We start from the raw sequence: 25,136 nt of genomic DNA, 5'->3' as shown, positions 1-25,136 counted from the left end.
CGCGCGGCCCCCGTCTTTATACATTGAAAGGTTGGCTGGGGCGGATCCATGCATCAACAACGAACACTGGCGCTCATGGCCCGACTGCTGCAGTTGGCCGAGGCCGGCAGCGCCCAGCTGGTGGTGGTCAGCGGGCCGGCCGGGTGCGGGAAAAGCGCCTTGGTCCGGCGTTTCATGGACAACAACAAGCACCTTGCCTCGTGGAGTGCCTCGGGCGCGAGGTGGGAAAAGAACGTTCCCGGATCGGCCTTGCAGGAATTGCTCGGCCCCACGGACACTGATGACTCCCCCCTTGCCGAAGGCCTGCTCGCCTTCATCCGCAATGCGGGAAGGCAAAGCGGAATCCTCTTGCTGGAAAACCTGCAATGGATCGATGCCCAGTCCCTCGCCGCGTTGCTGTTTGCCTGGCGGCGGCTGCGCACCGAAAAGCTGCTGGTCATTCTGACCCTGCGCGAGGAGGAAGCTGCCTTCCTGCCGCCGGGTGCCCGCGAACTTCTCGAGTCACAGCACAGCACCACGATCGACCTGGATCCGCCCACTGCTGCCGCATTGAAGGAAATTTCCGTGTCCCGGCTCGGCGTGGACCTCTCGGCGGCCGCGGCCGACCAGTTGGCCGGCTACACCGCAGGCAACATCCACACCGCCTTGGAACTGATCCGGGAAAACCCCGACGAAACCTGGAACCACCTGAACCACCGGTTCCCGGCTCCCCGGGCCGTCACCGCAGAGGTCTCCGAGCGGTTGGACGCCTTGTCGGTGCCTGCCCGCTCCGTCATCGAGGCCGCCGCCATCCTGGGCGTTGGCCCCCGGCTGGAACGGGTCGTCGCCCTGGCCGAGGTCGGGGACCCGCTGCCCCTGCTGGAGGAGTGCGTGGCCTCCGGGCTGGTGGAGGTTGCCGGCAGCGGCGGAAACCTTTCGCTGCTGTTCAACGGCCACATCAATCACATGGCCGTCTACCACCTGGTCCCTCTCTCGCGCCGCCTGGCCCTGCATGCAGCGGCTGCCGCCCTGGGCGAGAACGCGGGCGACGCGCTGGCACACCGCGCCGATGCCACGTTGCTTTCCGATCCAGCCCTGTCACACCAGCTGGAGCTCTTTGCCGAGAGCCAGGCGGGCAAGGGCGAGTGGGCTTCGGCCGCCATAGCGCTGCACCGTGCCGCGCATCTTGCGACCCACGCCGAGGACCGCGAGCCTCTCCTGCTCAAGGCCGTCGATGCGACGGTGGCTGCCGGCGAACTGCCCCGCGCCCTGGCCTACTCCGAGGAACTGGCTTCCCTGGCGGCCAGCCCCGAGAGCGACCTGCTCTCCGGTTACATTGCCATCCTCCAGGGCCAGGCGCCGACAGCTGACCGCTGGCTCTCCCGCGCGTGGTCGGGCGCCGAGGACGCGCAGCAAATCGACATCATGGCCACCGTTTCCCAGCGCCGGGTCCTTGACTCGCTGGGCCGGCTGGATGGGCACAGGATTGTGTCATGGGCCGAACGGACCCTGGAGCTGGCCGAAGCGGAAAGCCCGGTGGCCGTGGAGTCCTCGGCCGTCCAGGGACTGGGCCTGGGCATGTTGGGCCGGGGGCCCGAGGGTGAGAAGATCCTGTCGCGTATGCTCGCCACCTTGCCCGCCGGCGCCCAGCGGCAACGCGCCGAAATGGCCATGGGATGGCTGCACGTGGCCGGGGACCAAATCGAACTGGCCCGGCACGAACTGATGATCTCCAGCTCCACCGACTACACCGAAGGATCCCACCGCATCGCCCTGTGGGCCAGGGCCTGGCTGGCCCGGGCCGAGTATTCGGCCGGCGACTGGGACCAGGCCCTGGAGACCGTGCGTGCAGGCGTCGCACTGCAGGAACGATCCGGCATCGAGCTGGTTCGCCCCCTGCTGCACTACACCGCGGTGCAGATCCACGCCATGCGAGGGGAGCAGGAGGAAGTCGAGGCCCACCTGGCCAAGGCCTGGGCCAGGACCGGAAGCTACGAGGTCATGCAGGTGCCCTACCGGATGGCCAGGGGTGCCTCGGCCCGCGCCCGCGCCGACTACGACGAGGTCATCCTGGCGTTGGAGCCCCTTTTGCTGCTGGACCGCTCGCGCGGGATCGATGAGCCGGGGTTCTGGCCGTGGCACGACATGTACGCGGATGCGTTGGTGCGCAAGGAACGCTATGACGAGGCCCTGGAGTTCATGGAGCCGCTCATGGCGGCCGCCCGCAGGTGCAAGCACCGCTCGACCACAGCACGCTTCCTGGTGGTGCGCGGGCAGGTGCTCGCTTCACGCGGCGACCTGGAAGGATCTCGCGACGCGTTCGAGGAGGCACTGGCCCTGTTGCAGGGGCTCACGCTGCCGGTGCTGCGGGCAAATGTCGAGTACGCCTACGGGCAGTCGTTGCGCCGCGCAGGCAAGCGCGGCGAATCCGCCGGTCCGCTGACCCGTGCGCTGGCAGGTTACACGCAGCTGGGGGCGACGATTTACATCGAACGCTGCAACCGCGAACTCAAGGCCACCGGCATCAGCGTCCCGCGCCGGGACGCCGCCGACTGGTCCTCGCTCACCTCGCAGGAAAAGGCGGTGGCCTCGCTGGTTTGTGCAGGTGCCAGCAACAAGAAGGCCGCCGAGGAGCTGTTCATCGGAGCCAAGACGGTCCAGTACCACCTGACCCGGATCTATGCGAAGCTGGGCGTATCCTCGCGCACCGAACTCGCCGCGCGGTATCGGGACGCCGACAACTAGCCTTGGGAATGCCGGATGGCCGGGCGTAGCCTGAGTACATGGAATCCGACGTCCTGAAGCTGCGTCTGGCCACGGGGATCGAGGTGCCGTGTTTCGTCCACGGCGACGTGGATGCCAGGCCGCTGATGTTGCTGCATGCGTGGGGAGAATCCCGGAGAAGCTTCGACCGCCTGGTGCCCAGGCTCGCCGGCTTCAGGGTTCTTGCGCCCGACCTGCGGGGGCACGGTGATGCGGAAAAGCCCGGGGACGGCTATTCCCTGGTGGAACAAGCTGCCGATGCCGCAGCCATCTTGGATGCCTTGGATGTACCCGCTGCATTCGTCCTTGGCTCATCCAGCGGCGGTTACGTGGCCCAGCAATTGGCCGTAGACCACGGTCAACGGGTGCAGGCCCTGGTGTTGGCTGGAACCCCCTTGGCCCTGCGGGGGCGACCTGGATTCGCGGATTCGGTCGAGGCCCTCACGGATCCCGTGAGCGTCGACTGGGTCAGGGATTCCCTGTCCTGGTTTCCCCTGCAGCATGCGGTTCCAGAGTGGTACCTTCAGGACCGGGTGCTCGACGGTGCGGCAATGCCCGCGGACATCTGGCGGGCCAGCTTGGAGGGCCTATGCGAAGCCACGCCGCCCGCCGAATCGGGAACCATCGATGCGCCGGCCTTGATTTTGTGGGGTGGACGCGACCCCGTGCTTTCGCGGGCGGATGAGGAAACCCTGTGCGAGCGGATCGCCGGTTCCTTCCTGAAAATCTATCCGGAGGCAGGGCATCTGGTCCTGTGGGAACGTCCTGCCCAGGTGGCAGCGGATACGACGGCATTTCTTGGCTCGCTCGGTTGAGCCTCCCAGGATCGACAAGGTGGCAGCCGGCTGGGCATTCTTGGCCGCGTCGATTCGATCCGCCAGGGTGGCGAGCGTGCGGGGCACCCTGGGGCGAGGAAGCCGGAGGCCCCGGACAGCGTCATTGCTGTCCGGGGCCTCCGGCACCCGTCCGTGCTGCTGTGGACGAAAGTTTAGGCGGCAAGCATTGAGGTGTGGTGTTCGGTGGCCTGCAGGGTGGAATAGGGAAGTTCGCGTTCTGCGTCGGGCATCCATCCGGTCCAGGCCCAGTGGTTTAGTTCCTGGACGGTGTCGGTGGTGGTCCGCGAGTTGCGCGCGGACCGGTGTTCTCCTGCGGTCTTTCGCCGTGCCGAGGCAAACATGATGTGCTCCTTTGGGGCCAAGTAATGCATGGATTTGATGGGTGAGTGATCCGCACCGTCGGTGCGGGCGCTCAAGTGGTGTTACGGGATGAATGGCTGGAAGGACCTTGCGCCGGCGAACCAGCTTTCGCCCTGTCCGTCCTCGAGTCGTTCACCGATCCGGCGGAACGTGCCCTCGTGGAAGAGCAGCGGATCCGCATCCCCCAGCGCCACCGAGCTGACTTCGCCAACCACGATGATGTGGTCGCCTCCGTCGTAGTTGTTCCACGCCCGGCATTCCAGCGTGGCTGCGTTGCCCACCAGCACCGGGACGTTTCCATTCAGGACCCACTCGGGTTCGCAATCCATCGGTTCGCCGGCGAAGTGCTTGGCCGCCTCCAGCTGGCCGTCCGAAAGGATGTTGATGGCGAAGGATGAGCCATCCAGGTGCTTGGCGGCCCTGGAGCTGCGGGTCAAGATGATCTGGGCCAGGGGCGGATCTATCGACACCGCGGCGAACGCCGTCACCATGGCGCCGTAGGGTTTGCCGTCAGTGCCCTGTGTGGTGACCACCGTGACGCCGGTGGCAAATTGCCCGAATACGCTCCGCAGTTCCATCGCGTCCACCGGTTTCGACATGGTTTCCTGGGTCATGGCGGGTTCTCTTTCACATCAAATTACAGGGATACGAATGGGTCTTGGTGTTGTCTTGGTACCCCTTTGTGACGCCGCGCGCGGCATCACGGAAAGCATGGTGGTACGACAACGGCGGGGTCCCCGAATGCATTCCGGGAGCCCCGCCGTGACGAGGTGGGGGTGTGGACCCTACTTGGACTCGGGGTCAAGCACGAAGTCGTAGGTGGTCTGAACGCCTTCACCCTCGGTTGCCGGCTGGATGTCCAGGAGCAGTTCCGGCTTCACAGCGGTCGCGATGTCGTCGTCGTTGTGCGCGTCGCCCGGGAAGTACAGCTGGGCGGTGAGCAGCTCGTGGCCCGGTGCGGAGACCTTCAGGTGCAGGTGGGCCGGGCGCCAGGCGTGCCATCCGGCGGCGGCGATCAACTGGCCGCAGGCACCGTCGGTCGGGATCTGGTACGGGGCAGGCTGCATGGTGTTGATCTGGAAGTTGCCTTCCTCGTCTGCGATGAAGGTGCCGCGCAGGTTCCAGTCCGGGATGTTCGGAGCGAACTGCGAGTAGAAGCCTTCCTCGTCCGCGTGCCACAGCTCGATCTTGGCGTTCTTCAGTGCCGAGCCGTCGGTCGAGCGCACCTGGCCCTGGAAGAGCAGGTGGGTGCCTTTCTCGTCCTCGCGCATCTCAATGGTGGCCGGGGACTTCTGCTCCGGGGCTTCCGGGATGTAGTACGGGCCCTCGATGGAGCCCTTGTTGCCCTCGCGGTGGTCGGTGGCCACTTCCTCGACCGAGTGCTCGAGCCACACGTCCATGAACAGCGGCCATTCGCCGTCTTCGCCGACCTTGATCAGCCATGCCTTCAGTGCGTTGAACTCGTCGTAGCTGACGCGCTCTTCGAGGATGATGTCGTTGGCGGCCTTGATCAGCTTGCTGGCCAGCAGGTTGACGCGCTCGACGTCGGCGGTGATCGATGCCGTCTTGCCGGACTGGCGGAAACGGTCGGTGGCGGCGTTGCCTGAGGCTGCGGCGCTTGCGGTGGTTTCGGTGCTCACGAGTTGCTCCTTCTATCTCCAGTTGGAGGGGGGTGTTGATGCGCTGGTCTGACGTCACATGATGCGGTGACTACAGTCACAGCGACTTTCTATGCATTCAATGTATGCCGGTTATTGAGAAGAGGGAAATACTTCTTTCCGATCCATTGAGACGCTATGCATATAGGACTGCAACTGGCAGCCTTTCTTGCAATTAACGCCCCGCGGCCAATGGAATGGGCCGGATCCAAAAGGACCCGACCCATTCCGCATCACCCCTGCGGCGTTCCCGCCGCAGATCCGCCTAGCGGATCGAGTTCGGGTGCTTGGCCAGCGGCGTGACCTTGATCTTCATGTACGGGTACATCGGGAAACCGCTGAGAATCTGGTGCAGCTCGTCGTTGGATTCGACATCGAACAGCGAGTGGTTGGCGTACTCGCCGACGATGCGCCAGATGCCTGCCATCTTGCCGCTGTTCTGCAGCTGGCCCGAGTATTCCTTTTCTCGGACCTGGAAATCGGCGATTTGGGCCTCGGTCAGGTGGGCCGGGAAGGTTACGTCCATGCGGGCTAGGAATATCATGTCTTCTCCTGGATTAAGCGTCGTTGGTGGGTGCTAGTTCTGGCGGTAGCGGGCGAGCTTTTCGTCGTCAATGGCCGCGCCGACACCGGGGACGTTGCGCACCGAGATGCGGCCACCGGTGATGCGGATGGGCTCGGCAATCAGGTCATCGGCCATGTCCAGGAAGTTGGACAGCTCACCGGCGCGGCGGTTGCTCGCCTCATGGGCGGCACCGAAGGTCACGGTGGCCAACGATCCGATCTGGGTGTCGATCTGGTTGCCCATGGTGACATCGACGCCGAGCCCGGTGCACAGGCCCAGGATCTCCGTGGCCTCGGTGAACCCGCTGCGGGCGGTCTTGATGCAAATCGCGTTTGAGCCACCGGAGAGCAGTTCTCGGGATACGTCGCCTGCCGTCGGCACCGACTCGTCGCCCACAATGGGGATCGGGGACTTTTCCACGAGCCGGCGGCGGCTCATGGCTTCCTTCGCATCACAAGGCTCTTCCAGCGCCGTCAGGCCCAGGCCCTCGGTGCGGCGCAGGACTTCCATGGCCTCGTTTGCGGTCCAGCCGCGGTTGGCATCCAGGTAGAGCTCCACGTCGTCGCCGAGTCCGGCGCGCAACACGTGGCAGGCCTCGATGTCCAGGGCCAGCGGGCGGCGCCCGACCTTCAGCTTGAAGGTGGTGATGCCGTACTCCTCGCCGAAGCGCAGCGCCTCGTCGAGCAGTTCCTGCGCCGGGCGGAAGCCAAGCATGTGCGAAACGCGCATCGAGTCGGAGTATCCGCCCAGCAGCTTGTGCACCGGGGTTCCCAGTGCCTTGCCCAACAGGTCCCACAGGGCGATGTCGAGGGCGCCCTTGGCGACCTGGTTGTGGATGGTTCGGGCCATCACCTCGTGCACCTTGCCGCGGTCGAAGGGATCCAGCCCGATCAACTGCGGTGCGAAGACGTTGTCGATGATCGTGATGATCGATTCCTGGGTCTCGCCATAGGTGTAGGGCCGCGGCGGGGCATCGGCCTCCCCCACCAGTCCGTCATCCGAGTGGAGGCGCACCAGCACGTGCTCGGCATCGGTGACCTGCCCGCTGGCAAACTTGAGCGGGTGCGTATAAGGGATCGAATAAGGGATTGCTTCGATGCGTAGGATCTTCACGCCGGGTTTCCTTCCGTGGGGGCTGGAGCCTCAAAGAGGTCCAAGAACTTTTTCAGCAGTGCGGTTTCGTTGTCGGTCTTCCAGGCAACGGCAAGATCGACCGCCGGCGCATTGCGCAGCTGGCGGAAGACAATGCCCTGCAACGCGAACATGCGCCGGGCGGTGGGGACCAACGCGACGCCCATCCCGGCCGCGACGAACGACAGCAGGGTCGAGGTTTCCTGGGTCTCCTGGACAATTTGGGGGCTGAAGCCCGCCTGGCGGCAGGCCTCGATGGAGATGGTGTTCACCGCGGAACTCAGCGGGTAGGTGATAAAGGGTTCATCGGCCAGGTCCGAGAGGTCAAGCAAGCCACGCGAGGCCAGTTCGTGATCCTCGGGCAGGGCCACAACCAGTTCGTCCTTCTCCAAGAACTTCAGGCTCAGTTGGCTCGAACGGATTGGCGGTCGTAGTACGGCGACATCCACGCGCTGCTCTTCCAGCGCGATTTCCATTTCGGGCGTGAGCATCTCCCCCTGGACATTCAGGCGCAGGCCGGGCATGTGGACCCGGGCGGCCTGCACGATCATGGGCATCAGCCGGTAGGTGGCCGTGCCGGAGACGCCGACCCGCAGTACGCCGCTGGCTCCCTGCCCCACGAGCTTGACGTCTTGTTCGAGCTTGTCGATCTCGGCCAGCAGCAACCGCGCCCGGGTCAGGAGCAATTCGCCGGCGGCGGTGAGGTCGACCTTGCGAGTAGTGCGCACCAACAACTGGGTGCCCAGCTGCTCCTCGAGCGACTTGATTTGTTGGGACAGCGGAGGCTGGGCCATGTGCAGGCGCTGGGCCGCACGACCGAAGTGTTTTTCCTCGGCCACCGCAATGAAGTACCGCATCTGACGTACTTCCACGTCGTCCACCTCCGGTCATGGGGCACCGATGTGCACCACTGCCAGATTAGGACGCAAAGATTACTTATGGGAAATACATGTATGCGCACGATTCAGATCCAATAAGTATCAGTGGCGCTCCCGGCTTCCGCACGGGTGAGATCAGGGACACGGAATGTGCCGCCATTGCGGTGCTAGGGGCTCGTTGCGCAGGAGGATCGCGCCGCCGCGATGAATGCTTCGATCAGGTCTACATCCTTGGTACCGCGGCTGGACTCCACCCCGGAAGAAACATCCACGCCTGCCGGGCGCAGCGTGCCCACCAGGTGCGCGACATTCCCCGGGTTCAGCCCCCCGGCAAGGATCCAGGTCCCGGCAGGCGGTGCCGCAACGAGTTCGGTGGCGTCAAAGGTGACGCCGGCTCCCGGCTCGACCGCGTCCAGCAGGATCCGCCCGGTTTCCCAGCAGCTTCGTTCCGCCTCATCCAGCGCGCGATAGCCGTCGATTGAGAAGGCCCGCAGCGTCGCAAACCCCTGGGCGTGCAGCGCCTCGAGATCGGCGTACGGTTCATCGCCGTGCAGCTGCACCGTGCCGACCCCCGCCCGGAGGGCGAGGTCGATGACGTCCTGAACCGGCTGGTTGCGGAAGACCCCGACGGTTTCGACATGCTCCGGCACCTGCGCGACGAGCGTCCTCACGAGTTCCGGTTCGACGGTTCGCGGACTTCCGGGGGCAAAAACGAAGCCCACCGCGCTGGCGCCGGCGGCGACGGCCGCCGCGACGGTCTCCGGTGTGCGAAGTCCACAGATCTTTACGTACAGCTCGTGATTCACTCGGTTCTTCCGCGTTGGCTCGTTGATGGCGTTTGCCTCCATGCTACTTCTCAACGCGCATGCTGAGCATCGCCGCGCGCAGCAGGCGGTAATCCCGGCTCTGCATGATCTTCCCGGCATCAGCGAGGCTCACGTGGTCGTCATGGAATCCCAGTTCCTCGGCCAGGTCATCGGAACTTGTCAGCTGGGCTACGAGGCCCTGCTTCGGCAGGAAGAAGCTCAGCGCGGGGTTCTTGTCCCGCGCCTTGGTCGCTGCCGCGTCGTTGAGCATCAGCAGCACCTTCTGTTCCCGGGTCTTGCCCGGGATGTCCAGGACGAAGTGTTCGAAGACCACCTCGGCAGGGGCGAGGAAGCCCCCTTCCACGGGCGTGGATTCCAGCACGGTGCGCTTGTAGGTGCTCGTGTCCCCGTCGGTGTCGGTGGCCGAGTCGGCACGGAACTCGGCGATCTCGTTGCCGTCGGAATTCTCGATGTCCCATTTGGTGAAGGGGTCCGCCAGGGGCTTGGCCGTGGCGTTGCAGTTGCTGCAGTCGTCTTCCTCGATGTTCCAGTCGGGAGGGTATCGAAAGCTCAGCCCCTGGGTGGCGAACGTCTTCCAGCCCGTGGTGTCGACCTCTTCGGCCGGCTTCGGTGAGGGAGTTGCCATCGCACTTCCCCCCTCCACGGTCACGGGCCGATCGGACGGTTCCTGTGGCGGGCCGAAGGGGGTCGAATCGACGGTGCTGGAGTCGTTCGGAGCCCATTGTCCGGGATCCGCGCATCCCGACAGGAGGAAAAGCCCGAGCAACGAGGCGATGAACAGGGCCCGGGTCATTGCCTTCGGTTTGCCGGGTACGGTGGCGTCGGCGCACTTACTCATCGGTTGTCTCCTGGGCGCGAGTGCCAAATCGGACATCGATACCTTCCCCACTGTGCCCCATCCGATACGCGCTTGCAAAGGCCTGAAAATGCCCGGTGCGATGCGCGCACTGCGCGTTGCACCGGCATCCGGCCACTTTTCCCGGAAGTACCAACACGCATGTCAGTTAATCAGCAGTGCGGGATCCTGCATAATCGAGGCGACATCGGCAGTGAACTGCGCCGACACAAGAGGGGCTTCCCGCCCATAATCCCAACGATCACGGACGGGAAGTGAGAGTGGGGACAGGACTCAGAAGGAGCTTGCCCGGACCGAAAGCATGACCTGCTTCATCGTCCGGTAGCGCTCACTGTCCATGAACTGCCTGGCATTGCCCAACGTGACGTGGTCCTTGTCCATGCCGCCGGCTTCCGTGAACTCCGGCGTGGTTTGGATCCAGGTCGCTGCCTTGGACCGCGAGTGGAAGACGGGCAGGAAGGGGTATTGATCACGCGTTGCCAGCCTCTCGTCCGAGGAGATCATCAGTTTGGCCTGCTGCGCCTTCCGCTCGACTCCCGTCACGGACGCCTGCGAATAATCGATTTTCACATGCTCGAAGACCAGGCTTGTTGGCTCGTACTCGATCCCTTCCACCGCAGCGGTGTCCAGGTCGGTGCGGCTATACAAACCGGTGTCTCCGTCGGTGTCGCCCACGAAGTTCGGGAACACGTGGGCCACCCTCACCCCGTTGCCGTCAACGATGTTCCACGGCGTGTACTCGCTCTCCGGCAGCGGCGGATCATCGACCTCGCAACCGTCGCAGGCATACGGCAGTATTTCCCAGTCGGCCGGGTAGTCGAAGGCGATCCCGTACTTGTCGAAGGTCTGCCAATCCGACGTGTCAATGGACGCCGGCGTCTCGGTGGCAACGGCCGGGTTAGCCAAGGCCGGGCCGGACGTGGTGAATGCGGGGACGATCCCCGGGCCGCCGATCAGCAGGGCGGAGGCTACGGCGCCGGCGGCCAACAGGAGGCGCCGGCGGCGAAAGGGCGGGTGGACGGACAGGGCGGACGGTTTCGGTGCGTTCCTCACGGTGTGCTCCTTGGGCTCTGACTCCGGCAGGTTGCCGGAAGGTACCAGTACCCCTCCTATGTCCGCCCCGTGATGCCCGGTGACCATCCGGGCATCACGAAAGGATAACGATCAGTCCAGCAGCAGCGCAGGCTCCTGCATGATGGCAGCCACGTCGGCCATGAAGCGCGCCGACAGGTCCCCGTCAACCACGCGGTGGTCGAAGGAGCCGCCCAGGGTGGTGATCCAACGCGGGACCACCTGGCCATCGACAACCCACGGCTTCTGCCGAATGGTGCCAAAGGCGAGGATTGCAACTTCACCGGGGTTGATGATCGGGGTGCCGGTGTCGATTCCCAGCACGCCGATGTTGGTCACCGTCAGCGTGCCGCCGGTCATGTCCGCAGGCGAGGTCTTGCCGGCCCGGGCGGTAGCAGCCAGGTCATTGAGCGCAATCGCCAGTTCGCGCATGGAAAGATCCTGCGCTTCCTTGATGTTGGGGACCAGCAGGCCGCGCGGCGTGGCCGCGGCGATGCCCAGGTTCATGAAGTGCTTGACCTGGATCTCCGCCCCGTTCTCGGTCTCGACCCAAGAGGCGTTGACGGAGGGGTTGCGTGCGGCAGCCCAGATGACGGCCTTGGCCAGCACCAGCAGCGGAGAGACCTTGATGCCCTCGAAGTCGCGGCTCTTCTTCAGCCGGGCCACGTATTCCATGGTGCGCGAGGCATCCACGTCCACGAAGATCGACACGTGGGGGGCGGTGAAGGCCGATTCGACCATGGCCTTGGCGGTGGCCTTGCGGATGCCGCGCACCGGGGTTCGGATGAGGCGTCCGTCCTCTTCCTGGCCCTTGGCCGACCAGAACATCGGTGCGGCGTCGCGTTCGGCCTCGCGCTGGGCCTTGTAGGAGAGCACGTCATCGCGGGTGATTTCGCCCCGGCCGCCGGTGCCGGTGACCTCGGTCAGGTCCACGCCGAGTTCCTTGGCGACCTTGCGCACCGGCGGCTTGGCCAGGACACGGTCGACGAATGCTGCCACGGCGGGCTTGGCTGCCGCGGTCAGTCGGGTGGAAGCCTGGCCGATTTCTGCGGCGCGCCGGGAAATCGTGTCGGCAAGCGCTGCCGGGATCACCGGGGCGGCCCCCTGGGCACCTGCGCCCTTGGCGGGCTTGTTCGTTCCCGGGCGGCTGGTGCGGGCACGGCGCTTGACGGCATCGGCCTTGGGGCCCGAACCGACCAGCGGGCCGGGTTCTTCGCTGGCGACCGGGGTGTCGGCCTCGGCAATGTCGGCCACGTCAGGCACATTGGCCAGCGGGGCTGGCCGGGAACCGACCTCGTCAACGCTAAACAGCGGCGAGCCAACGGCCAGGGTCTCGCCCTCGGCCGCATGCAGTTCCTTGACCACTCCGGCGTAGGGGCTGGGCAGCTCGACCAGGGACTTGGCTGTCTCGATTTCCACGAAGACCTGGTTGACCACCACGGTGTCCCCGGGCTTGACTTTCCAACCGACGATTTCGGCCTCGGTGAGGCCTTCGCCGACATCGGGAAGGTTGAAGGTGCTCATCGTCTGACTCCTTTAAGAAACAATGCTGCAGCGGTGCGGTGGCGCTCGTGCGCACCACTCAGTTAGTAGGCGAAGGACCGATCGAGTGCTTCGAGGACCTTGTCGATGTCGGGCAGGTATTGTTCCTCGACCTTGGCCACCGGGTAGGGCATGTGGAATCCGCCCACGCGGATGACCGGGGCCTCCAGCGAGAGGAAGGCGCGCTCCCCCACGCGGGCAGCGATTTCCCCGCCGATGCCGCCAAAGGTCGGGGCCTCGTGGGTCACGATGAGCCGGCCGGTCTTTTCCACGGATTCGGTGATGGTGTCGAAGTCGATCGGGGAGACCGAGCGCAGGTCGATGACCTCCACGCTGCGCCCGTCCTCGCGCGCCGCCTCGGCCGCCGCCAGGGCGACGGGCACCAGCGGGCCGTAGGTGACGATGGTGGCGTCCTCGCCGGGGCGGATGACCTGGGCCTTGAAGGCGTCGGCGGCCGGGTTGGACGTGTCGACCTCGCCCTTGAGCCAGTAGCGGCGCTTGGGTTCGAAGAAGATCACCGGGTCCTGGCAGGCTGCGGCCTGCTGGATCATCCAGTAGGCGTCGTGCGCATTGGACGGGGCCATGATGCGCAGGCCCGCGGTGTGCGCGAAGAGCGCCTCCGGGGATTCGGAGTGGTGCTCGATGGAGCCGATGCCGCCGCCGTAGGGAATGCGGATGACCACCGGGGCACCGAAGCGGCCCTCGGAGCGGGCGCGCATCTTGGCCAGCTGGGTGGTGATCTGGTTGAAGGCAGGGAAGACGAAGCCGTCGAACTGGATCTCGGCGATCGGCGAGTAGCCGCGGATGGCCATGCCGATGCTGGTGCCCACGATTCCGGCCTCGCCCAGCGGCGAGTCGATCACGCGGTCCGGTCCGTAGGTGTCGATCAGCCCGTCGGTGACGCGGTAGACCCCGCCCAGGCGCCCGATGTCCTCGCCGATGAGCAGGGACTTGGGGTCGTTGGCCAGGACCGCATCGAGCCCGGCGGTGATGGCCTTGGCCAGGGTCATCGTGGTGGTGCTCATCGGGTGGCCCCTTCCTCGGTGGTGTCGGCGAATCCGGCTTCGTATTCCAGGTGCCACTTGAGCTCTTCCTGGATTAGCGGGTGCGCCTCGGCGTAGACATTTGCGAAGGACTGGGCGAGTGACGGATCGGGGAACGCCATGGCTTCCTCGCGGACCCGGGTCGCCATCTCGTCTCCGTCAACGACGACCTGCTTGAAGAACACCTCGTCGGCCAGGTCGTTGTCCTTCAGGTGCTTTTCCAGGCGCAGCAGCGGGTCGCGTGCGACCCAGGCTTCCTCGTCGGCACTCATCCTGTACTTGGTCGGATCATCGGCCGTGGTGTGTGCGCTCATGCGGTAGGTGACTGCCTCGATCAAGACCGGTCCCTCGCCGCGGCGGGCTCGTTCCAAGGCCCAACGGGTCACAGCCAACACCGCGAGCACGTCGTTGCCGTCGACGCGGATCCCGGGGAAACCGTAGCCGGCGGCACGCTCGGCCAGGGGCACCTTGGACTGCACGTGGAACGGAACCGAGATGGCCCACTGGTTGTTCTGGCAGAAGAAGACCACCGGGGAGTTGAAGCTGGCAGCAAAGACCATGGATTCGTGGACCTCGCCCTCGGTGGAGGACCCGTCCCCGAAGTAGGCGACCACGGCGGTGCCGTCCTTCTCCAGGCGCTCGGCATCCCAGCCGGCCTGGTCGCGCTGCACGCCCATGGCGTACCCGGTGGCGTGCGGCATCTGGGCCGCGAGCACCATGGTGTACATGTGGAAATTGTTTTCCCGTGGGTCCCACCCGCCATTGGAAATGCCGCGGAAGATCCGCAGCATCTGGGGGAAATCGACGTTGCGGGTCAGTGCGACGCCGTGTTCGCGGTAGGTCGGGAAGATGTAGTCGTTGGGCCGGGTCGCCCGACCCGAACCGATCTGCGCAGCTTCCTGGCCTCGCAGCGGAACCCACAGGGCCAGCTGGCCCTGGCGCTGCAGCGCGGTGGCTTCCTGGTCAAAACGGCGCGTGAGCGCCATGTCGCGGAAGAACCCTCGCAACATTTCCGCGTCGACGTCCTGGATGTAGCTGTCGTACTCGGCGTGCGAGCGACGTTCCCCTTCAGGGGTAAGTAGCTGGATCAGCGCCTGCTCCGAGGGCTCGTGCACGGTGTTGGTCATACCGAGGGCGTCCTTACGTACATGAAATATGCCCCGCGCGGAATAGATTCCGCATGGGGCATATAGCGGTTTTGTCTGTTCTAGCCTAGCGGTGAAACGCCGCAAATCACGACTTATCCGCCCCTAGGAAAGCGTCGAGCCTTTTGGATAGTTCCGACAAAGCTTGAGGAAGCGGGTGTTGGCCTCTTCCTCGCCAATACTCACCCTCACGCCTTCGCCGGCGAACCCACGCACGGCCAGTGCTTGCTCCGAAGCCAGCTCAACGAATTCGGCGGTATTGGCACCCAGCGGCAACCACACGAAGTTGCCCTCGGCGGCCGGAATCTTCCATCCGAGTTCCTCGAGACCGGCAACCACGCGGGTACGTTCGTCAACGATCCTTTGTACCCTTTCCACAACCTTGTCGTAGTGGGCCAGGGAGGCCACGGCAGCATCCTCGGCCACGGACGAGACGGCGAACATCGTCGCGGCGACTCGAATGTGTTGGGTGACCTCCGGGTGTGAGACCGAGTACCCCACGCGGAGGTTTGCCAGCCCGTGCGCCTTGGAGAAGGTCCGAAGCACCATCACATTCGGGTGGCTGCGGTAGGTGTCGATCCCGTTCACGGCCTGCGTGTCCCGCACGAATTCCTGGTAGGCCTCGTCAATGACGATCAGCACGTTGGAGGGAACCTTGGCGATAAAGGCCTCGACCTGGTCTCGCAACAGCGCCGGACCGGTGGGATTGTTCGGGGTGCACAGCAGGATCACCGAAGTGCGTTCGTTGACCGCCGCGGCCATGGCTTCCAGGTCGTGGCGTCCATCGGCCAGCAGGGGAATCTGTACGGGCAGCGCCCCTGCGGTTTCCACCACGATCGGGTAGGCCTCGAAGGATCGCCAGGCAAAGATCACTTCGTCCTGGACACCGTCGTCGTCCTGACCGGCAAAGGTGGCCAGGATCTGGGTCAGTGCCCCGAGCGAACCCGCACCGGTGACGATGTCATCGACAGGGACCGAAAGGAACGCGGCCAGTGCTGTGCGAAGCTTCGTCGACATTGGATCCGGGTAGCGGTTGATGTCGAGCTGGGCGCGAATCGCTTCCATGACCTCCGGGATCGGCGGCAGGGGGGTTTCGTTCGAAGAAAGCTTGTAGGCGTTCAGGCCAGGTATTTCGCGAGGAGGCTTGCCCGCAACATACTTCGGCATCCGGCCGATGACGGTGCGGGGCTGTACCGGATCGCGAGGCGCTGGGTTTTCGGTGGTCATGACCCAAAGCTTAGCCCTTGCCCTCGCGGCGTACCCCATGTGTTGCATTGGCAATCTCTCTCCGGGAATCGGCTGGCCCACGCGGCCGGAACGCAGAAAGGTATGCCAGTATGGGTCCATGATTGCGTTCATCCTCCGGGTGGTGATCAACGCGCTGGCCCTTGCGGCCGCCGCGTGGGTCCTGCCTGGCATCACTGTCACTGCTGCACCGTCCTCGGACAAAACCGTTGGCCTGGTCTTGGCCTATTTGGTGGTGGGCCTGGTCTTCGGGCTGGTCAACGCGGTGGTCCGGCCCATCGTGAGTTTGTTGTCGTTGCCCATCACCTGCTTGACCCTGGGTCTCTTCACCTTGGTCATCAACGCCGGCATGCTGATGCTGACCTCGTGGTTGACTCAATACCTGCCCTTTGGGCTGCACGTCGACCAGTTCTTCTGGGACGCCATCATCGGCGCCCTGATTGTTTCCATCATCTCCGCCGTGATGGGTTGGATCGCTCCGGCCAAACGGTAGCGTCCCCGCCCGAAGCCAGACCCGGCGAGCGGTGCGCGCCCTAGCGCGACGGAGCAATCCTGTTCAGGCGCCCGTGCTTCCCGTCCTTCGCGGGCACCTTGATCCTGGGTTTGGGTTGGCGGGCCAATTGGTACGATCGGACCTTTCCCTGCCTGGACCGGCCAAAAAGGGCACCCAACAATCCAAGTGATTCAACGACCCCGGGATCCGTGGCACCACGCAGCTCCTTGGCATGCGAGTCGTAGTTCTCCAGCTTGTGGGCCTCGCCGAATCCGTCGTTTCCCAGGTTCTTTGCCTGGTCAGGACCGTCGAAGACAACTGTCAGGCGGTTCCGCTCATCAGGGTTCGTGGTCCCGTCGGTACCGGGAACCAGGTCGTATTTGTCTTCCAGATGCAGTGCCTGGGTGTCACTTGGAACCGGGGTCCGCCCCGTCGGGGCGCCGAACGTTGAAAGATGCTGGAAGTCAAAGAGCTTTCCGAGATGTTCGTTGTTGACGATGTTGACGGCGTGGATTCCACCTTGGCTGTATCCGGTCACCACCACGCGGTCCCCGTTGCGTGCTCCGGACTGTCTTAGGGCGTCCTCAACGGCGGGGACAAGATTCTTCGAATCATTGCCCATGCCCTCGATGATGCCAACCCCGTCCCAGGGGTTTCCCGGCTCCTGTTCGGGCTCCGCGCCCTCGACCCGGCGGACGTTCCCTTGGCGGTCCATGGGCGGATCGGATTGGGTCCCGGGAATCGTCAACACGTAGACACTGCCTTCGGGGGCTTCGACCCGGGTAATCAGCAGGCTGCCCGGCGGTTCGCGTTCCGCCACCTTCTGCAAGTCCACCAGGGATTCGATGCTGCCGTCGAATCCCACAACCTGCTCCGGGCCATGTCCGACCACCTCGATCGGCCCCAGGTGCACGAGGTTCTGGTCGCTCAGGAAGTCGGTGAGTTGCGGGTAGAGGCGGTCGGTCACTGAGGAATCAAACAGGCCACCGTGCTCGGTGTCGCGCAGAAACCCAAAGGGCAGGCCGAGGGCGTTCGGCAGCTGGTTGATGATGTCCTCTGTTGTTTGCATGCGCGGCCGGCCGTTGTTGCTGGCCAGGTCCCACATGAAGGTCAGCGGCAACTGGTTTCCGCGCGCTTCGTTCACTTTGCGTTGCACCGCGGATTCGGCCTGCTCGTAGGTGATGCGCGCTGTAGAGACCTTCAACGCCAGCACTCCCGTCTCCGCGGCTCGTGCCGTGCATGACCCGGCAGCCTCGGCCACGGCCGCCACGGCGCCAAGTACGCGCGCACGCAACAACACCGTGCCCAGCGCCAGCATGGTTGCCGGGATCTGTGGGGACCTGGCCAAGAAGGATGTCGCTTCCAACAGGTCCGCACCGGCGCGCATGAGCATCGAGCTGGTTCGTTCCATTTCGGTGATGGAAAACCGGATGGAGCCCAGTCCCCCGTGCACTTCGTATCCCATGTCCGTCTTACCTCCCCTTTCGCGCCTTACAACCCACTGAACAACCCGCGCGGCAAGGCACCGGGAGTGAGGATGGGCCCCAAAGTTCCCATGGTGGCCAGGATGGTCGACTCGAGCTCGGCCAAGTCGGCGCGAGCGGCCCAGATTTCCCCGCGGGCCGCTTCCAACCTGGTGTCCAGGTCCGCGACATTGCCGGCTAGTTCCGCAGCCCGGTCACGGAACGCCCTTCCGGCCGGGGACTCCCATTGCAGGGCCTGCACCTGTTCAAGTTGTTCGCGGGCCCGGTACACAGCGGCCTGGGCGGCCACCACCCGCATGAGCATTTCGTCGGCAATGGCCTCCAACATGGTCTATTCACCGCATCCTTTCCATGTCCGGACCGGTTTCCCGGTGTCGTTGTCCTGGACCCAACAGTGATTGCAGCTGGCCCCGGCGGCGCGCTGGAGGCGACGGCGTGTGGATAACCGTGAAGTGGGCGGCGTCACGCGCTGGGCATCATACGGTTGAATCGTGAAAGAATGGGCATCATGGCTGATTCCGCGCGCATTTCACTTGCATCCGAACCCCTCGCCCTAGGTGCCCTGGACGGTCGTTACCGTGCCGCCGTGGCCCCACTGGTCGACCACCTCTCCGAAGCGGCGCTGAACCGCGACCGCGTCCACGTGGAAGTCGAGTGGCTGATCCACTTGACCGACAACTCCGTGCTGCCGGGCACCTCCCCGCTCACCGAGGCCCAGCGCACCTCACTTCGCAAGATCGTCACCGACTTCAACGCCGCCTCCGTGGCCGAGCTTGCCGAGATCGAAGCCGTCACGGTGCACGACGTGAAGGCAGTGGAGTACTACATCGGCCGCCGCCTGGGGAACATCGGGATCGAGGACCTCACCGCACTGGTCCACTTCGGCTGCACCTCCGAGGACATCAACAACCTCTCCTACGCCCTGGGCGTCAAGGACGCCGTCCTGAACGTCTGGCTGCCCGCGGCCCGCACGTTGGTCGCACAGATCACCGACATGGCAGAAGAATCCCGCGACGTACCGATGCTCTCGCGCACCCACGGACAGCCGGCCACCCCGACCACCCTGGGCAAGGAACTGGCCGTGCTGGCCTGGCGCCTGACCCGCCAGCTGAACCGCATCGAGAAGACCGAGTTCCTGGGCAAGATCAACGGCGCCACCGGCACCTACGCCGCCCACTACGCCTCGGTCCCCTCCGCCGACTGGCAGGAGGTCTCGCGTTCCTTCGTCGAGGGCCTGGGCCTGACCTGGAACCCGCTGACCACCCAGATCGAGTCCCACGACTGGCAGGCCGAGCTCTACGCCGACATGGCACGCTTCAACAGGATCCTGCACAACCTGTGCACCGACGTGTGGAGCTACATCTCCATCGGCTACTTCGCGCAGATCCCCGTTGCAGGCGCCACCGGCTCCTCGACCATGCCGCACAAGGTCAACCCGATCCGCTTCGAAAACGCCGAGGCGAACCTGGAGATCTCCAACGGCCTGCTCGACACACTGGGCGCCACCCTGGTGACCAGCCGCTGGCAGCGCGACCTCACCGACTCCTCCTCGCAGCGCAACATCGGTACCGCCTTCGGCCACTCGCTGCTGGCGATCTCCAACGTCGCCAAGGGCCTTGACCGCCTGGACGTTGCCGAGGCCGTGCTGGCCAACGACCTGGAGCACAACTGGGAGGTGCTCGGCGAGGCCATCCAGATGGTCATGCGCGCCGAGGCCATCGCCGGGGTCGAAGGCATGGAAAACCCGTACGAGCGCCTCAAGGACCTGACCCGCGGCCAGCGCGTCGACGCGGCCCGCATGCAGGAGTTCGTCTCCTCACTGGGCCTGTCCACCGAGGCCGAGGCACGCCTGCTGGAGCTGACCCCGGGGTCCTACAACGGCATCGCCTCGAAGCTGGTTGACCACCTGAAGAAGTAGCCGCACCTATTTTTCTGGGGGTGCGGCCTGGCACCTCAAGGCTGTGGCCTGTCGGGATCCTTTTGGATCCGGGCAGGCCACGGCCTTTTTTAACGAGACATCTGGCAGGCGGCAGGGACGATGTTTCGGCCAGGTTTCCTTTTCCTCCCCCTCCCGGGCACCTCGGTGATCTACATGTTCGCTTCCCGCAACAACACGTGCGTCCAGGTGAAACTTCCCTCGGCAATGCTTGAAGGCATCAACCACCAGGCACGAGGGGACGATACGTCTTGAGCGCACAGCTAGAGCAGGAACAACATCGCACCGGCACGCCGACAACGCAGGCCCGTCTCGAGATGGGTCCGGGGCGCTGGGTACACAATTGGGATGCCGAAGACCCGGGATTTTGGGAAGGCATCGGTCGCACCACCGCCAATACCAATCTTCGCTGGTCGATCTTCGCCGAATTCCTGGGGTTCGTGATCTGGCAGCTCTTTGCGGTGGTCGCGGTCTACCTTCCGGCCGCCGGCTTCCAGCTGAGCACCACCCAGCTCTTCTGGTTGATCTCCATGCCCAGCCTGGTCGGTGCCACGCTGCGGATCCCCTACACCTTCATGGTCGCCCGCTTCGGTGGGCGAAACTGGACGATTGTCTCGGCCCTGTTGCTGCTGATTCCGGCCGGCGGACTGGCCCTGGCAGTCTCAAACCCAGCGACCCCCTTCTGGTTGTTGCTGACGCTGGCCGGTCTGGCAGGATTCGGCGGCGGCAACTTCGCCTCCTCGATGGCCAACATCACCTATTTCTTCCCTGCCTCGCAGAAGGGCTGGGCGCTGGGACTGAACGCCGCCGGAGGCAACCTGGGTGCTGCAGTGGCCCAACTGCTCGTCCCCATCGCCATCACCATTTTCGCCGCCGGTTCCCTGCAATTGCCGCTGGCGGGGCTGATCTGGATCCCGCTGATCCTTCTGGCCGCCTACGGCGCCAAGCGCAGCATGCACAACCTGAGCACCGCCCGCTCGGACGTACGAGGCGCACTGGCCTGCCTGCGCGAACCGCACCTGTGGATCATTGCCGCTCTCTACATCGGAACCTTCGGCTCCTTCATCGGGTTCTCGGCCGTCTTCCCCAAGCTGATCCACGACACCTTCCCGCAATATTCATCCTTCACCCTGGGCACCGCCGCACTCTCCCTGGCGTTCCTCGGACCGCTGGTGGGGTCCCTGGCCAGGCCGGCCGGCGGCAAGCTCGCCGACAAGATCGGCGGGGCGCGCATCACCCTGTGCGCCCTGGCGGTCATGGGCCTGGTGACTCTGGGTGTGGTGCTGATCCTGCCGGCGGCCAACTTCTGGGCGTTCCTGGCCCTGTTCCTGGTGCTCTTTGCCGCCAGCGGCATCGGCAACGGCTCGACCTACCGGATGATCCCCGTCGTTTTCGCCCTGCGCGCGGAAAACAACACCGGCAACGTCTCTGCGGCACGCAAGGGTGCCGCGGCCCTCGGATTGATCTCTGCCATCGGCGCCTACGGCGGCTTCATGATTCCGCAGGCCCTGGGACTGTCCCTGTCCCGCAGCGGCTCCTACACGGCGGCCTTTGTGCTCTTCGTGGCGCTGTACGCGGCCCTGATGTTCCTGGTCTGGTTCTGCTACATCCGCCGCGGCACGGCCTTTGCCGGTCGGAGCATCTAAATGACGATCACCGCCCCAGACCCCAAAACCACGCCCACGCACTGCCCGTACTGCGCCCTGCAATGCGGCATCAGCCTGGACCCCAGCCCGGGTGCCGGTGCGCGGGAACCGGTGTTGCTGACCGGGCGTGACTTCGAGACCAATGCCGGGGCGCTGTGCCGCAAGGGATACAGCGCGGCCAACCTGCTCAACCACCCCGAACGGCTGGGCAGTCCGCTGCTCCGCCGACCCGACGGCGGCTTCGAACCGGTGGGCTGGGATGAGGCACTTGACCTGCTGGCCTCCCGCGCGGCATCCATCCGCAAGGAACACGGGGCCGACGCGGTGGCGGTCTTCGGTGCCGGCGGGCTGACCAACGAAAAGGCCTACCAGCTCGGGAAGTTCGCCCGCCTGGCCCTTGGCACCTCGCGCATCGACTACAACGGGCGCTTCTGCATGTCTTCCGCGGCTGCCGCGGGAAACCGGGCCTTCGGCCTGGACCGCGGCCTGCCCTTCCCGCTGGCGGACCTTGATGCCGCCTCGATGATCCTGATGCTGGGCTCGAACGTCGCCGAGACCATGCCGCCGTTTGTCCGGCACCTGGAAAACGCGCGCGCCTCCGGCGGACTCATCGTGGTCGACCCGCGCAGGTCCGCCACCGCCGAACTGTGTGTGGGCGGATCCGGCTGGCACCTGCAGCCCACTCCCGGCACCGACCTGCAGCTGCTGCTGGGCCTGGCGCACGTGCTGCTGGCCGAATCCCTGGTCGACGACCACTACCTTGCCACGCGCACCAAAGGGCTGGCGGGACTGCGGGCCTCGGTCGGCGCCTGGTGGCCCGAACGCGTCGCCACCATCACCGGCGTTCCCGCCGCGGAGATCCGGCGCACCGCCCGCGCCCTGGCCGCCGCGGCCACCGCCGCCAAGACCGGCGGCGGTGGCGTCTACATCCTGACCGGGCGCGGGGTCGAACAGCACGCCAACGGCACCGACACCACCACCGCCGCCATCAACCTCGCACTGTTGCTGGGCCTGCCCGGCACCCTGGCCGGGGGTTTTGGGACCATCACCGGCCAGGGCAATGGCCAGGGCGGGCGCGAGCACGGGCAGAAGTCCGACCAGCTTCCCGGCTACCGCAAGATCACCGATCCCGCCCACCGCAAACATGTGGCCGGGGTATGGGGCGTGGCCCCCGAAACCCTTCCCGGTCCCGGCATCCCGGCCACCGAGCTTTTGCACACCTTGGGCACCGAATCCGGATCCCGCATGCTCATGGTCCACGCCTCAAACCCCGTCATCTCCTCCCCGGATGCCTCCAAGGTCCTGGAGGCCCTGCGCCGCCTGGACTTCCTGGTGGTCTGCGACTTCTTCCTCTCCGAGACCGCAGCGGAGGCGGACCTCGTTCTGCCGGTGCTGCAGTGGGCCGAGGAAGAGGGCACCATGACCAACCTCGAGGGTCGGGTCCTGCGTCGCCGAGCGGCGCTTCGCGCACCGGAAGGCGCACGCGGCGAATTGTGGATCATGGCCGAACTCGCCAAGCGGCTGGAGTCCCCCGGAACGTTTTCGGCCGACGCCCGCGAGGTCTTCGAGGAGCTGCGCCTGGCTTCGGCCGGCGGGCTGGCCGACTACTCCGGCGTTGACTGGGACGACCTCGACGCGGGGGCGGCCGTCTACTGGCCCTGCTCGGCCGGCCACGCGGTGTCCCGGGTTCCGGGGCAGCGCTCGGGCACCCCGCGGCTCTTCCTGGAAGGGTTTGCCCATCCCGATGGAAAGGCACTTCTGGTCCCTGTGCACTCGCGCGCCCGCATCGAGGCGCTGCACGCCGAAGGCCAGTTGGCCCTGGTCACCGGGCGGTTGCTGGAACACTACCAATCCGGGGCGCAAACCCGCCGGATCGCCGAACTGGCGGGGGCGGCACCCGAGGCCCGGCTGGAAATCCACCCCGGCACCGCACGCGCCCACGGCATCACCAAAGGCCAACGCGTCGCAGTGCGCAATGTGCGCGGGGAGGTCGTGGCCCGGGCGGCCCTGAGCACTGCGGTCCGCCTGGACACCGTGTTCCTGCCCTTCCACTTTGCCGGGGCCCAGAACGCCAACCTGCTCACCGGCTCCCAGGTGGATCCTCTCAGCGCCATGCCCGAATTCAAGAACGCACCGGTGTCCCTGCACCCGTTGGGAGATGAATCATGAGTGGGACGATCCGCGAACGCATCCTGGTCATCGGCTTCGGTCCGGTCGCGGCCTCGTTGCTGGAGGGACTGCTTCCGGGCCTGGCCGCGGGCCTGTTCACCGTGGATGTCGTCTCGGCCGAGGAACATGCCGCCTACAACCGCGTGCTCTTGGCCGAGGTGGCCAGCGGCGCGACCTCGGCGGAGCACCTGGCGATGATCGATCCGTTGCGCCTGGTGGCGGCGGGCGTCGGTTTGCACCTGGGGGAAACCGTCACGCGGGTGGACCGCTCGCGCCGCCGGGTGCACCTGGACTCGGGACGAACGCTGGGCTATGACCGGCTGGTGTTCGCCACCGGCGCCCGCCCGGTGGTGCCGACGCTGAACGGGCTGGACTTCGCCCCGCATGCCGAGGCCAACCTGCCCTCCGGCGTCATGGCGCTGCGCACCCTCGAGGATGCCGCTGCGCTGAACCGGGTGCTGGAGTCCGGTGGCCGGGTGTTGGTGCTCGGTGGCGGCATCCTGGGCATCGAGGCAGCCCTTGCCATGGCAGAGGCCGGGCACCGTCCGGTGCTGGTGCACCACGGCCCCGCCCCGCTGGGCCGTGCCGTGGACACCGATGGCGGCATGCTTCTGGCCCGCTCCCTGCGTAGCGCCGGCGTCGAGGTCGTCTCCGGGGTCCGGGCCACCGCAGTGCGCCGGGATTTCTCGGGATTCACCGCTCTGGCGACCGAAGACCATGGCGAGATCGCAGGGGATGCGCTGATGCTCTCTTGCGGGGTGCGGGCACGCACCGAGCTGGCCGCCGGTTGCGGGCTGAAGGTCGGCAGGGGCATCCACACCAACGAATATCTGGTGGCCGACACCGAGAACCGGGTCTTTGCGCTGGGAGACTGCGCCGAGGTGGCGGGAGCTGCCCCGGCCGGGTTGTTGGCCCCGGGCTGGGCGCAGGCCGCATGGTTGGCGGATTTTCTGCTCACCCACCGGGCGCCGGCCCCCGACGCGGCGAGCGCGCCTCTGGATCCACCGACTGCCGCACCGAGGCACGGTGCTTCAAACGTCTTGATGCTCAAGGGCCAGGGCCTGGAACTGGTGGTTGCCGGAAACGTGATGGCCGGCCCGTGGGACGAGGGCCAGGCGCGGGTGAGCGTGTTTGCCGATCCGAAGGCAGGCCGATACCTCAAGCTCGTCACGGAGCAGGATGTGCTCACCGGGTTCCTGGCGATTGGGTTGCCGCGCACGGGTGCCGAAATGGTGCTGGCCTTTGAACGGGGCAGCACATTGCCGGAAGATCGATCCTCGTTGCTGCGGCTCGATGACCCGGGCCTTGACGATTCACTGGTTGCCGCGGGTGCCGATGACCAGCTTTGCCGTTGCTCGGGTGCCACCCACGGGCAGGTGGCCCACGCCGTGGAAGAAGGTTGCTCCACGGTGGCCGAGGTCGGTGCCGCTTGCCGGGCAGGCACGGGCTGCGGCGGGTGCCGCGGGAAGATCGAGGCGATGTTGCGTGTCCCTGTCCCGGCCTAGACAC

22 protein-coding genes are annotated in these 25,136 nt (G+C 65.6%); 7 read left to right on the top strand and 15 right to left on the bottom strand.

What is annotated here, in order from left to right; genetic code table 11:
- Window positions 1-48 precede the first annotated feature (48 nt).
- Both Q2T94_RS11215 and Q2T94_RS11210 read left to right on the top strand, forming a co-directional pair.
- Window positions 49-2,724, top strand: a complete 2,676-nt coding sequence (locus Q2T94_RS11215; RefSeq protein WP_264269525.1) for a helix-turn-helix transcriptional regulator — start codon at window positions 49-51, stop codon at window positions 2,722-2,724.
- Between the two features lie 38 nt (window positions 2,725-2,762).
- Window positions 2,763-3,557 carry an alpha/beta fold hydrolase gene (locus Q2T94_RS11210; RefSeq protein WP_302264374.1) on the top strand — a complete coding sequence of 265 codons (795 nt, stop codon included), beginning with the start codon at window positions 2,763-2,765 and terminating at the stop codon, window positions 3,555-3,557.
- A 173-nt stretch (window positions 3,558-3,730) separates the two neighbouring features.
- Here the strand turns inward: Q2T94_RS11210 and Q2T94_RS11205 are convergent, their stop codons facing one another.
- The 13 genes from Q2T94_RS11205 to Q2T94_RS11145 all read right to left on the bottom strand — a co-directional run bounded on the left by Q2T94_RS11205 (window position 3,731) and on the right by Q2T94_RS11145 (window position 15,881).
- Complete coding sequence (locus Q2T94_RS11205) at window positions 3,731-3,919, bottom strand: hypothetical protein (protein WP_302264371.1); 189 nt, start codon at window positions 3,917-3,919, stop codon at window positions 3,731-3,733.
- A gap of 81 nt (window positions 3,920-4,000) precedes the next feature.
- Window positions 4,001-4,552 (bottom strand): flavin reductase family protein, encoded by a 552-nt coding sequence (locus Q2T94_RS11200; RefSeq protein WP_302264369.1) that lies wholly within the window; start codon window positions 4,550-4,552, stop codon window positions 4,001-4,003.
- A 171-nt stretch (window positions 4,553-4,723) separates the two neighbouring features.
- Complete coding sequence (gene catA, locus Q2T94_RS11195; RefSeq protein ID WP_302264367.1) at window positions 4,724-5,578, bottom strand: catechol 1,2-dioxygenase; 855 nt, start codon at window positions 5,576-5,578, stop codon at window positions 4,724-4,726.
- Window positions 5,579-5,861: 283 nt separating this feature from the next.
- Window positions 5,862-6,140: a muconolactone Delta-isomerase gene (gene catC / locus Q2T94_RS11190; protein ID WP_264269530.1), complete on the bottom strand. Its 279-nt coding sequence runs from the start codon at window positions 6,138-6,140 to the stop codon at window positions 5,862-5,864.
- A 33-nt stretch (window positions 6,141-6,173) separates the two neighbouring features.
- On the bottom strand, window positions 6,174-7,274 hold the full coding sequence (locus tag Q2T94_RS11185) for an enolase C-terminal domain-like protein (RefSeq protein ID WP_302264365.1): 1,101 nt from the start codon (window positions 7,272-7,274) through the stop codon (window positions 6,174-6,176).
- The gene (locus Q2T94_RS11180) at window positions 7,271-8,164 is read right to left on the bottom strand and encodes a LysR substrate-binding domain-containing protein (protein WP_264269532.1); all 894 of its coding nucleotides are present in this window, start codon (window positions 8,162-8,164) and stop codon (window positions 7,271-7,273) included. Before Q2T94_RS11180 ends, Q2T94_RS11185 begins: the two co-directional genes overlap by 4 nt.
- A gap of 173 nt (window positions 8,165-8,337) precedes the next feature.
- Window positions 8,338-9,018 carry a phosphoribosylanthranilate isomerase gene (locus Q2T94_RS11175; RefSeq protein WP_302264363.1) on the bottom strand — a complete coding sequence of 227 codons (681 nt, stop codon included), beginning with the start codon at window positions 9,016-9,018 and terminating at the stop codon, window positions 8,338-8,340.
- 1 nt (window position 9,019) lies between these two features.
- The gene (locus Q2T94_RS11170; protein WP_302264360.1) at window positions 9,020-9,835 is read right to left on the bottom strand and encodes a hypothetical protein; all 816 of its coding nucleotides are present in this window, start codon (window positions 9,833-9,835) and stop codon (window positions 9,020-9,022) included.
- A gap of 291 nt (window positions 9,836-10,126) precedes the next feature.
- Window positions 10,127-10,906 (bottom strand): hypothetical protein, encoded by a 780-nt coding sequence (locus tag Q2T94_RS11165; protein WP_302264359.1) that lies wholly within the window; start codon window positions 10,904-10,906, stop codon window positions 10,127-10,129.
- 111 nt (window positions 10,907-11,017) lie between these two features.
- Entirely contained in the window at window positions 11,018-12,448 is a 1,431-nt protein-coding gene (locus Q2T94_RS11160) for a dihydrolipoamide acetyltransferase family protein (protein WP_264269536.1), read from the bottom strand.
- 62 nt (window positions 12,449-12,510) lie between these two features.
- Window positions 12,511-13,491, bottom strand: coding sequence for an alpha-ketoacid dehydrogenase subunit beta (locus tag Q2T94_RS11155; protein WP_302264357.1), 981 nt, complete (start codon window positions 13,489-13,491; stop codon window positions 12,511-12,513).
- Window positions 13,488-14,636 (bottom strand): pyruvate dehydrogenase (acetyl-transferring) E1 component subunit alpha, encoded by a 1,149-nt coding sequence (gene pdhA / locus Q2T94_RS11150; protein ID WP_302264355.1) that lies wholly within the window; start codon window positions 14,634-14,636, stop codon window positions 13,488-13,490. Before pdhA ends, Q2T94_RS11155 begins: the two co-directional genes overlap by 4 nt.
- 123 nt (window positions 14,637-14,759) lie before the next feature.
- The gene (locus Q2T94_RS11145) at window positions 14,760-15,881 is read right to left on the bottom strand and encodes a histidinol-phosphate transaminase (RefSeq protein WP_302264354.1); all 1,122 of its coding nucleotides are present in this window, start codon (window positions 15,879-15,881) and stop codon (window positions 14,760-14,762) included.
- 118 nt (window positions 15,882-15,999) lie between these two features.
- Between Q2T94_RS11145 and Q2T94_RS11140 the strand changes: the two genes are divergently transcribed.
- The gene (locus Q2T94_RS11140; RefSeq protein ID WP_264269540.1) at window positions 16,000-16,392 is read left to right on the top strand and encodes a phage holin family protein; all 393 of its coding nucleotides are present in this window, start codon (window positions 16,000-16,002) and stop codon (window positions 16,390-16,392) included.
- Window positions 16,393-16,432: 40 nt separating this feature from the next.
- Here the strand turns inward: Q2T94_RS11140 and Q2T94_RS11135 are convergent, their stop codons facing one another.
- Both Q2T94_RS11135 and Q2T94_RS11130 read right to left on the bottom strand, forming a co-directional pair.
- Window positions 16,433-17,857, bottom strand: coding sequence for a hypothetical protein (locus Q2T94_RS11135; RefSeq protein WP_302264353.1), 1,425 nt, complete (start codon window positions 17,855-17,857; stop codon window positions 16,433-16,435).
- A gap of 26 nt (window positions 17,858-17,883) precedes the next feature.
- Entirely contained in the window at window positions 17,884-18,204 is a 321-nt protein-coding gene (locus Q2T94_RS11130) for a hypothetical protein (protein WP_302264351.1), read from the bottom strand.
- Between the two features lie 180 nt (window positions 18,205-18,384).
- Between Q2T94_RS11130 and purB the strand changes: the two genes are divergently transcribed.
- The 4 genes from purB (at window position 18,385) to Q2T94_RS11110 (ending at window position 25,132) form a co-directional block, all read left to right on the top strand.
- Window positions 18,385-19,794 carry an adenylosuccinate lyase gene (gene purB / locus Q2T94_RS11125; RefSeq protein WP_302264349.1) on the top strand — a complete coding sequence of 470 codons (1,410 nt, stop codon included), beginning with the start codon at window positions 18,385-18,387 and terminating at the stop codon, window positions 19,792-19,794.
- Window positions 19,795-20,063: 269 nt separating this feature from the next.
- The gene (locus tag Q2T94_RS11120) at window positions 20,064-21,458 is read left to right on the top strand and encodes an MFS transporter (protein ID WP_302264348.1); all 1,395 of its coding nucleotides are present in this window, start codon (window positions 20,064-20,066) and stop codon (window positions 21,456-21,458) included.
- Window positions 21,459-23,627, top strand: coding sequence for a molybdopterin oxidoreductase family protein (locus Q2T94_RS11115; protein WP_302264346.1), 2,169 nt, complete (start codon window positions 21,459-21,461; stop codon window positions 23,625-23,627).
- The gene (locus Q2T94_RS11110) at window positions 23,624-25,132 is read left to right on the top strand and encodes an FAD-dependent oxidoreductase (RefSeq protein ID WP_302264345.1); all 1,509 of its coding nucleotides are present in this window, start codon (window positions 23,624-23,626) and stop codon (window positions 25,130-25,132) included. Before Q2T94_RS11115 ends, Q2T94_RS11110 begins: the two co-directional genes overlap by 4 nt.
- Window positions 25,133-25,136 lie beyond the last annotated feature (4 nt).

Origin of the sequence: Paeniglutamicibacter sulfureus (assembly GCF_030512175.1) — a bacterium.
Lineage (GTDB): Bacteria > Actinomycetota > Actinomycetes > Actinomycetales > Micrococcaceae > Paeniglutamicibacter > Paeniglutamicibacter sulfureus.
Note: the sequence above shows the minus strand (reverse complement) of the source record. Positions and strands in the feature narration are given on the sequence as shown.

What these genes read in the sequence shown, in the direction of transcription:
- pdhA (WP_302264355.1), bottom strand. Translation starts at nt 14,636, where the DNA reads ATGACCAACACCGTGCACGAGCCCTCGGAGCAGGCGCTGATCCAGCTA.
- Q2T94_RS11155 (WP_302264357.1), bottom strand. Translation starts at nt 13,491, where the DNA reads ATGAGCACCACCACGATGACCCTGGCCAAGGCCATCACCGCCGGGCTC.
- Q2T94_RS11215 (WP_264269525.1), top strand. Translation starts at nt 49, where the DNA reads ATGCATCAACAACGAACACTGGCGCTCATGGCCCGACTGCTGCAGTTG.
- Q2T94_RS11160 (WP_264269536.1), bottom strand. Translation starts at nt 12,448, where the DNA reads ATGAGCACCTTCAACCTTCCCGATGTCGGCGAAGGCCTCACCGAGGCC.
- Q2T94_RS11210 (WP_302264374.1), top strand. Translation starts at nt 2,763, where the DNA reads ATGGAATCCGACGTCCTGAAGCTGCGTCTGGCCACGGGGATCGAGGTG.
- Q2T94_RS11170 (WP_302264360.1), bottom strand. Translation starts at nt 9,835, where the DNA reads ATGAGTAAGTGCGCCGACGCCACCGTACCCGGCAAACCGAAGGCAATG.
- catC (WP_264269530.1), bottom strand. Translation starts at nt 6,140, where the DNA reads ATGATATTCCTAGCCCGCATGGACGTAACCTTCCCGGCCCACCTGACC.
- Q2T94_RS11130 (WP_302264351.1), bottom strand. Translation starts at nt 18,204, where the DNA reads ATGTTGGAGGCCATTGCCGACGAAATGCTCATGCGGGTGGTGGCCGCC.
- Q2T94_RS11110 (WP_302264345.1), top strand. Translation starts at nt 23,624, where the DNA reads ATGAGTGGGACGATCCGCGAACGCATCCTGGTCATCGGCTTCGGTCCG.
- Q2T94_RS11145 (WP_302264354.1), bottom strand. Translation starts at nt 15,881, where the DNA reads ATGACCACCGAAAACCCAGCGCCTCGCGATCCGGTACAGCCCCGCACC.
- Q2T94_RS11115 (WP_302264346.1), top strand. Translation starts at nt 21,459, where the DNA reads ATGACGATCACCGCCCCAGACCCCAAAACCACGCCCACGCACTGCCCG.
- Q2T94_RS11175 (WP_302264363.1), bottom strand. Translation starts at nt 9,018, where the DNA reads ATGGAGGCAAACGCCATCAACGAGCCAACGCGGAAGAACCGAGTGAAT.
- Q2T94_RS11205 (WP_302264371.1), bottom strand. Translation starts at nt 3,919, where the DNA reads ATGTTTGCCTCGGCACGGCGAAAGACCGCAGGAGAACACCGGTCCGCG.
- Q2T94_RS11200 (WP_302264369.1), bottom strand. Translation starts at nt 4,552, where the DNA reads ATGACCCAGGAAACCATGTCGAAACCGGTGGACGCGATGGAACTGCGG.
- Q2T94_RS11135 (WP_302264353.1), bottom strand. Translation starts at nt 17,857, where the DNA reads ATGGGATACGAAGTGCACGGGGGACTGGGCTCCATCCGGTTTTCCATC.
- Q2T94_RS11140 (WP_264269540.1), top strand. Translation starts at nt 16,000, where the DNA reads ATGATTGCGTTCATCCTCCGGGTGGTGATCAACGCGCTGGCCCTTGCG.
- purB (WP_302264349.1), top strand. Translation starts at nt 18,385, where the DNA reads ATGGCTGATTCCGCGCGCATTTCACTTGCATCCGAACCCCTCGCCCTA.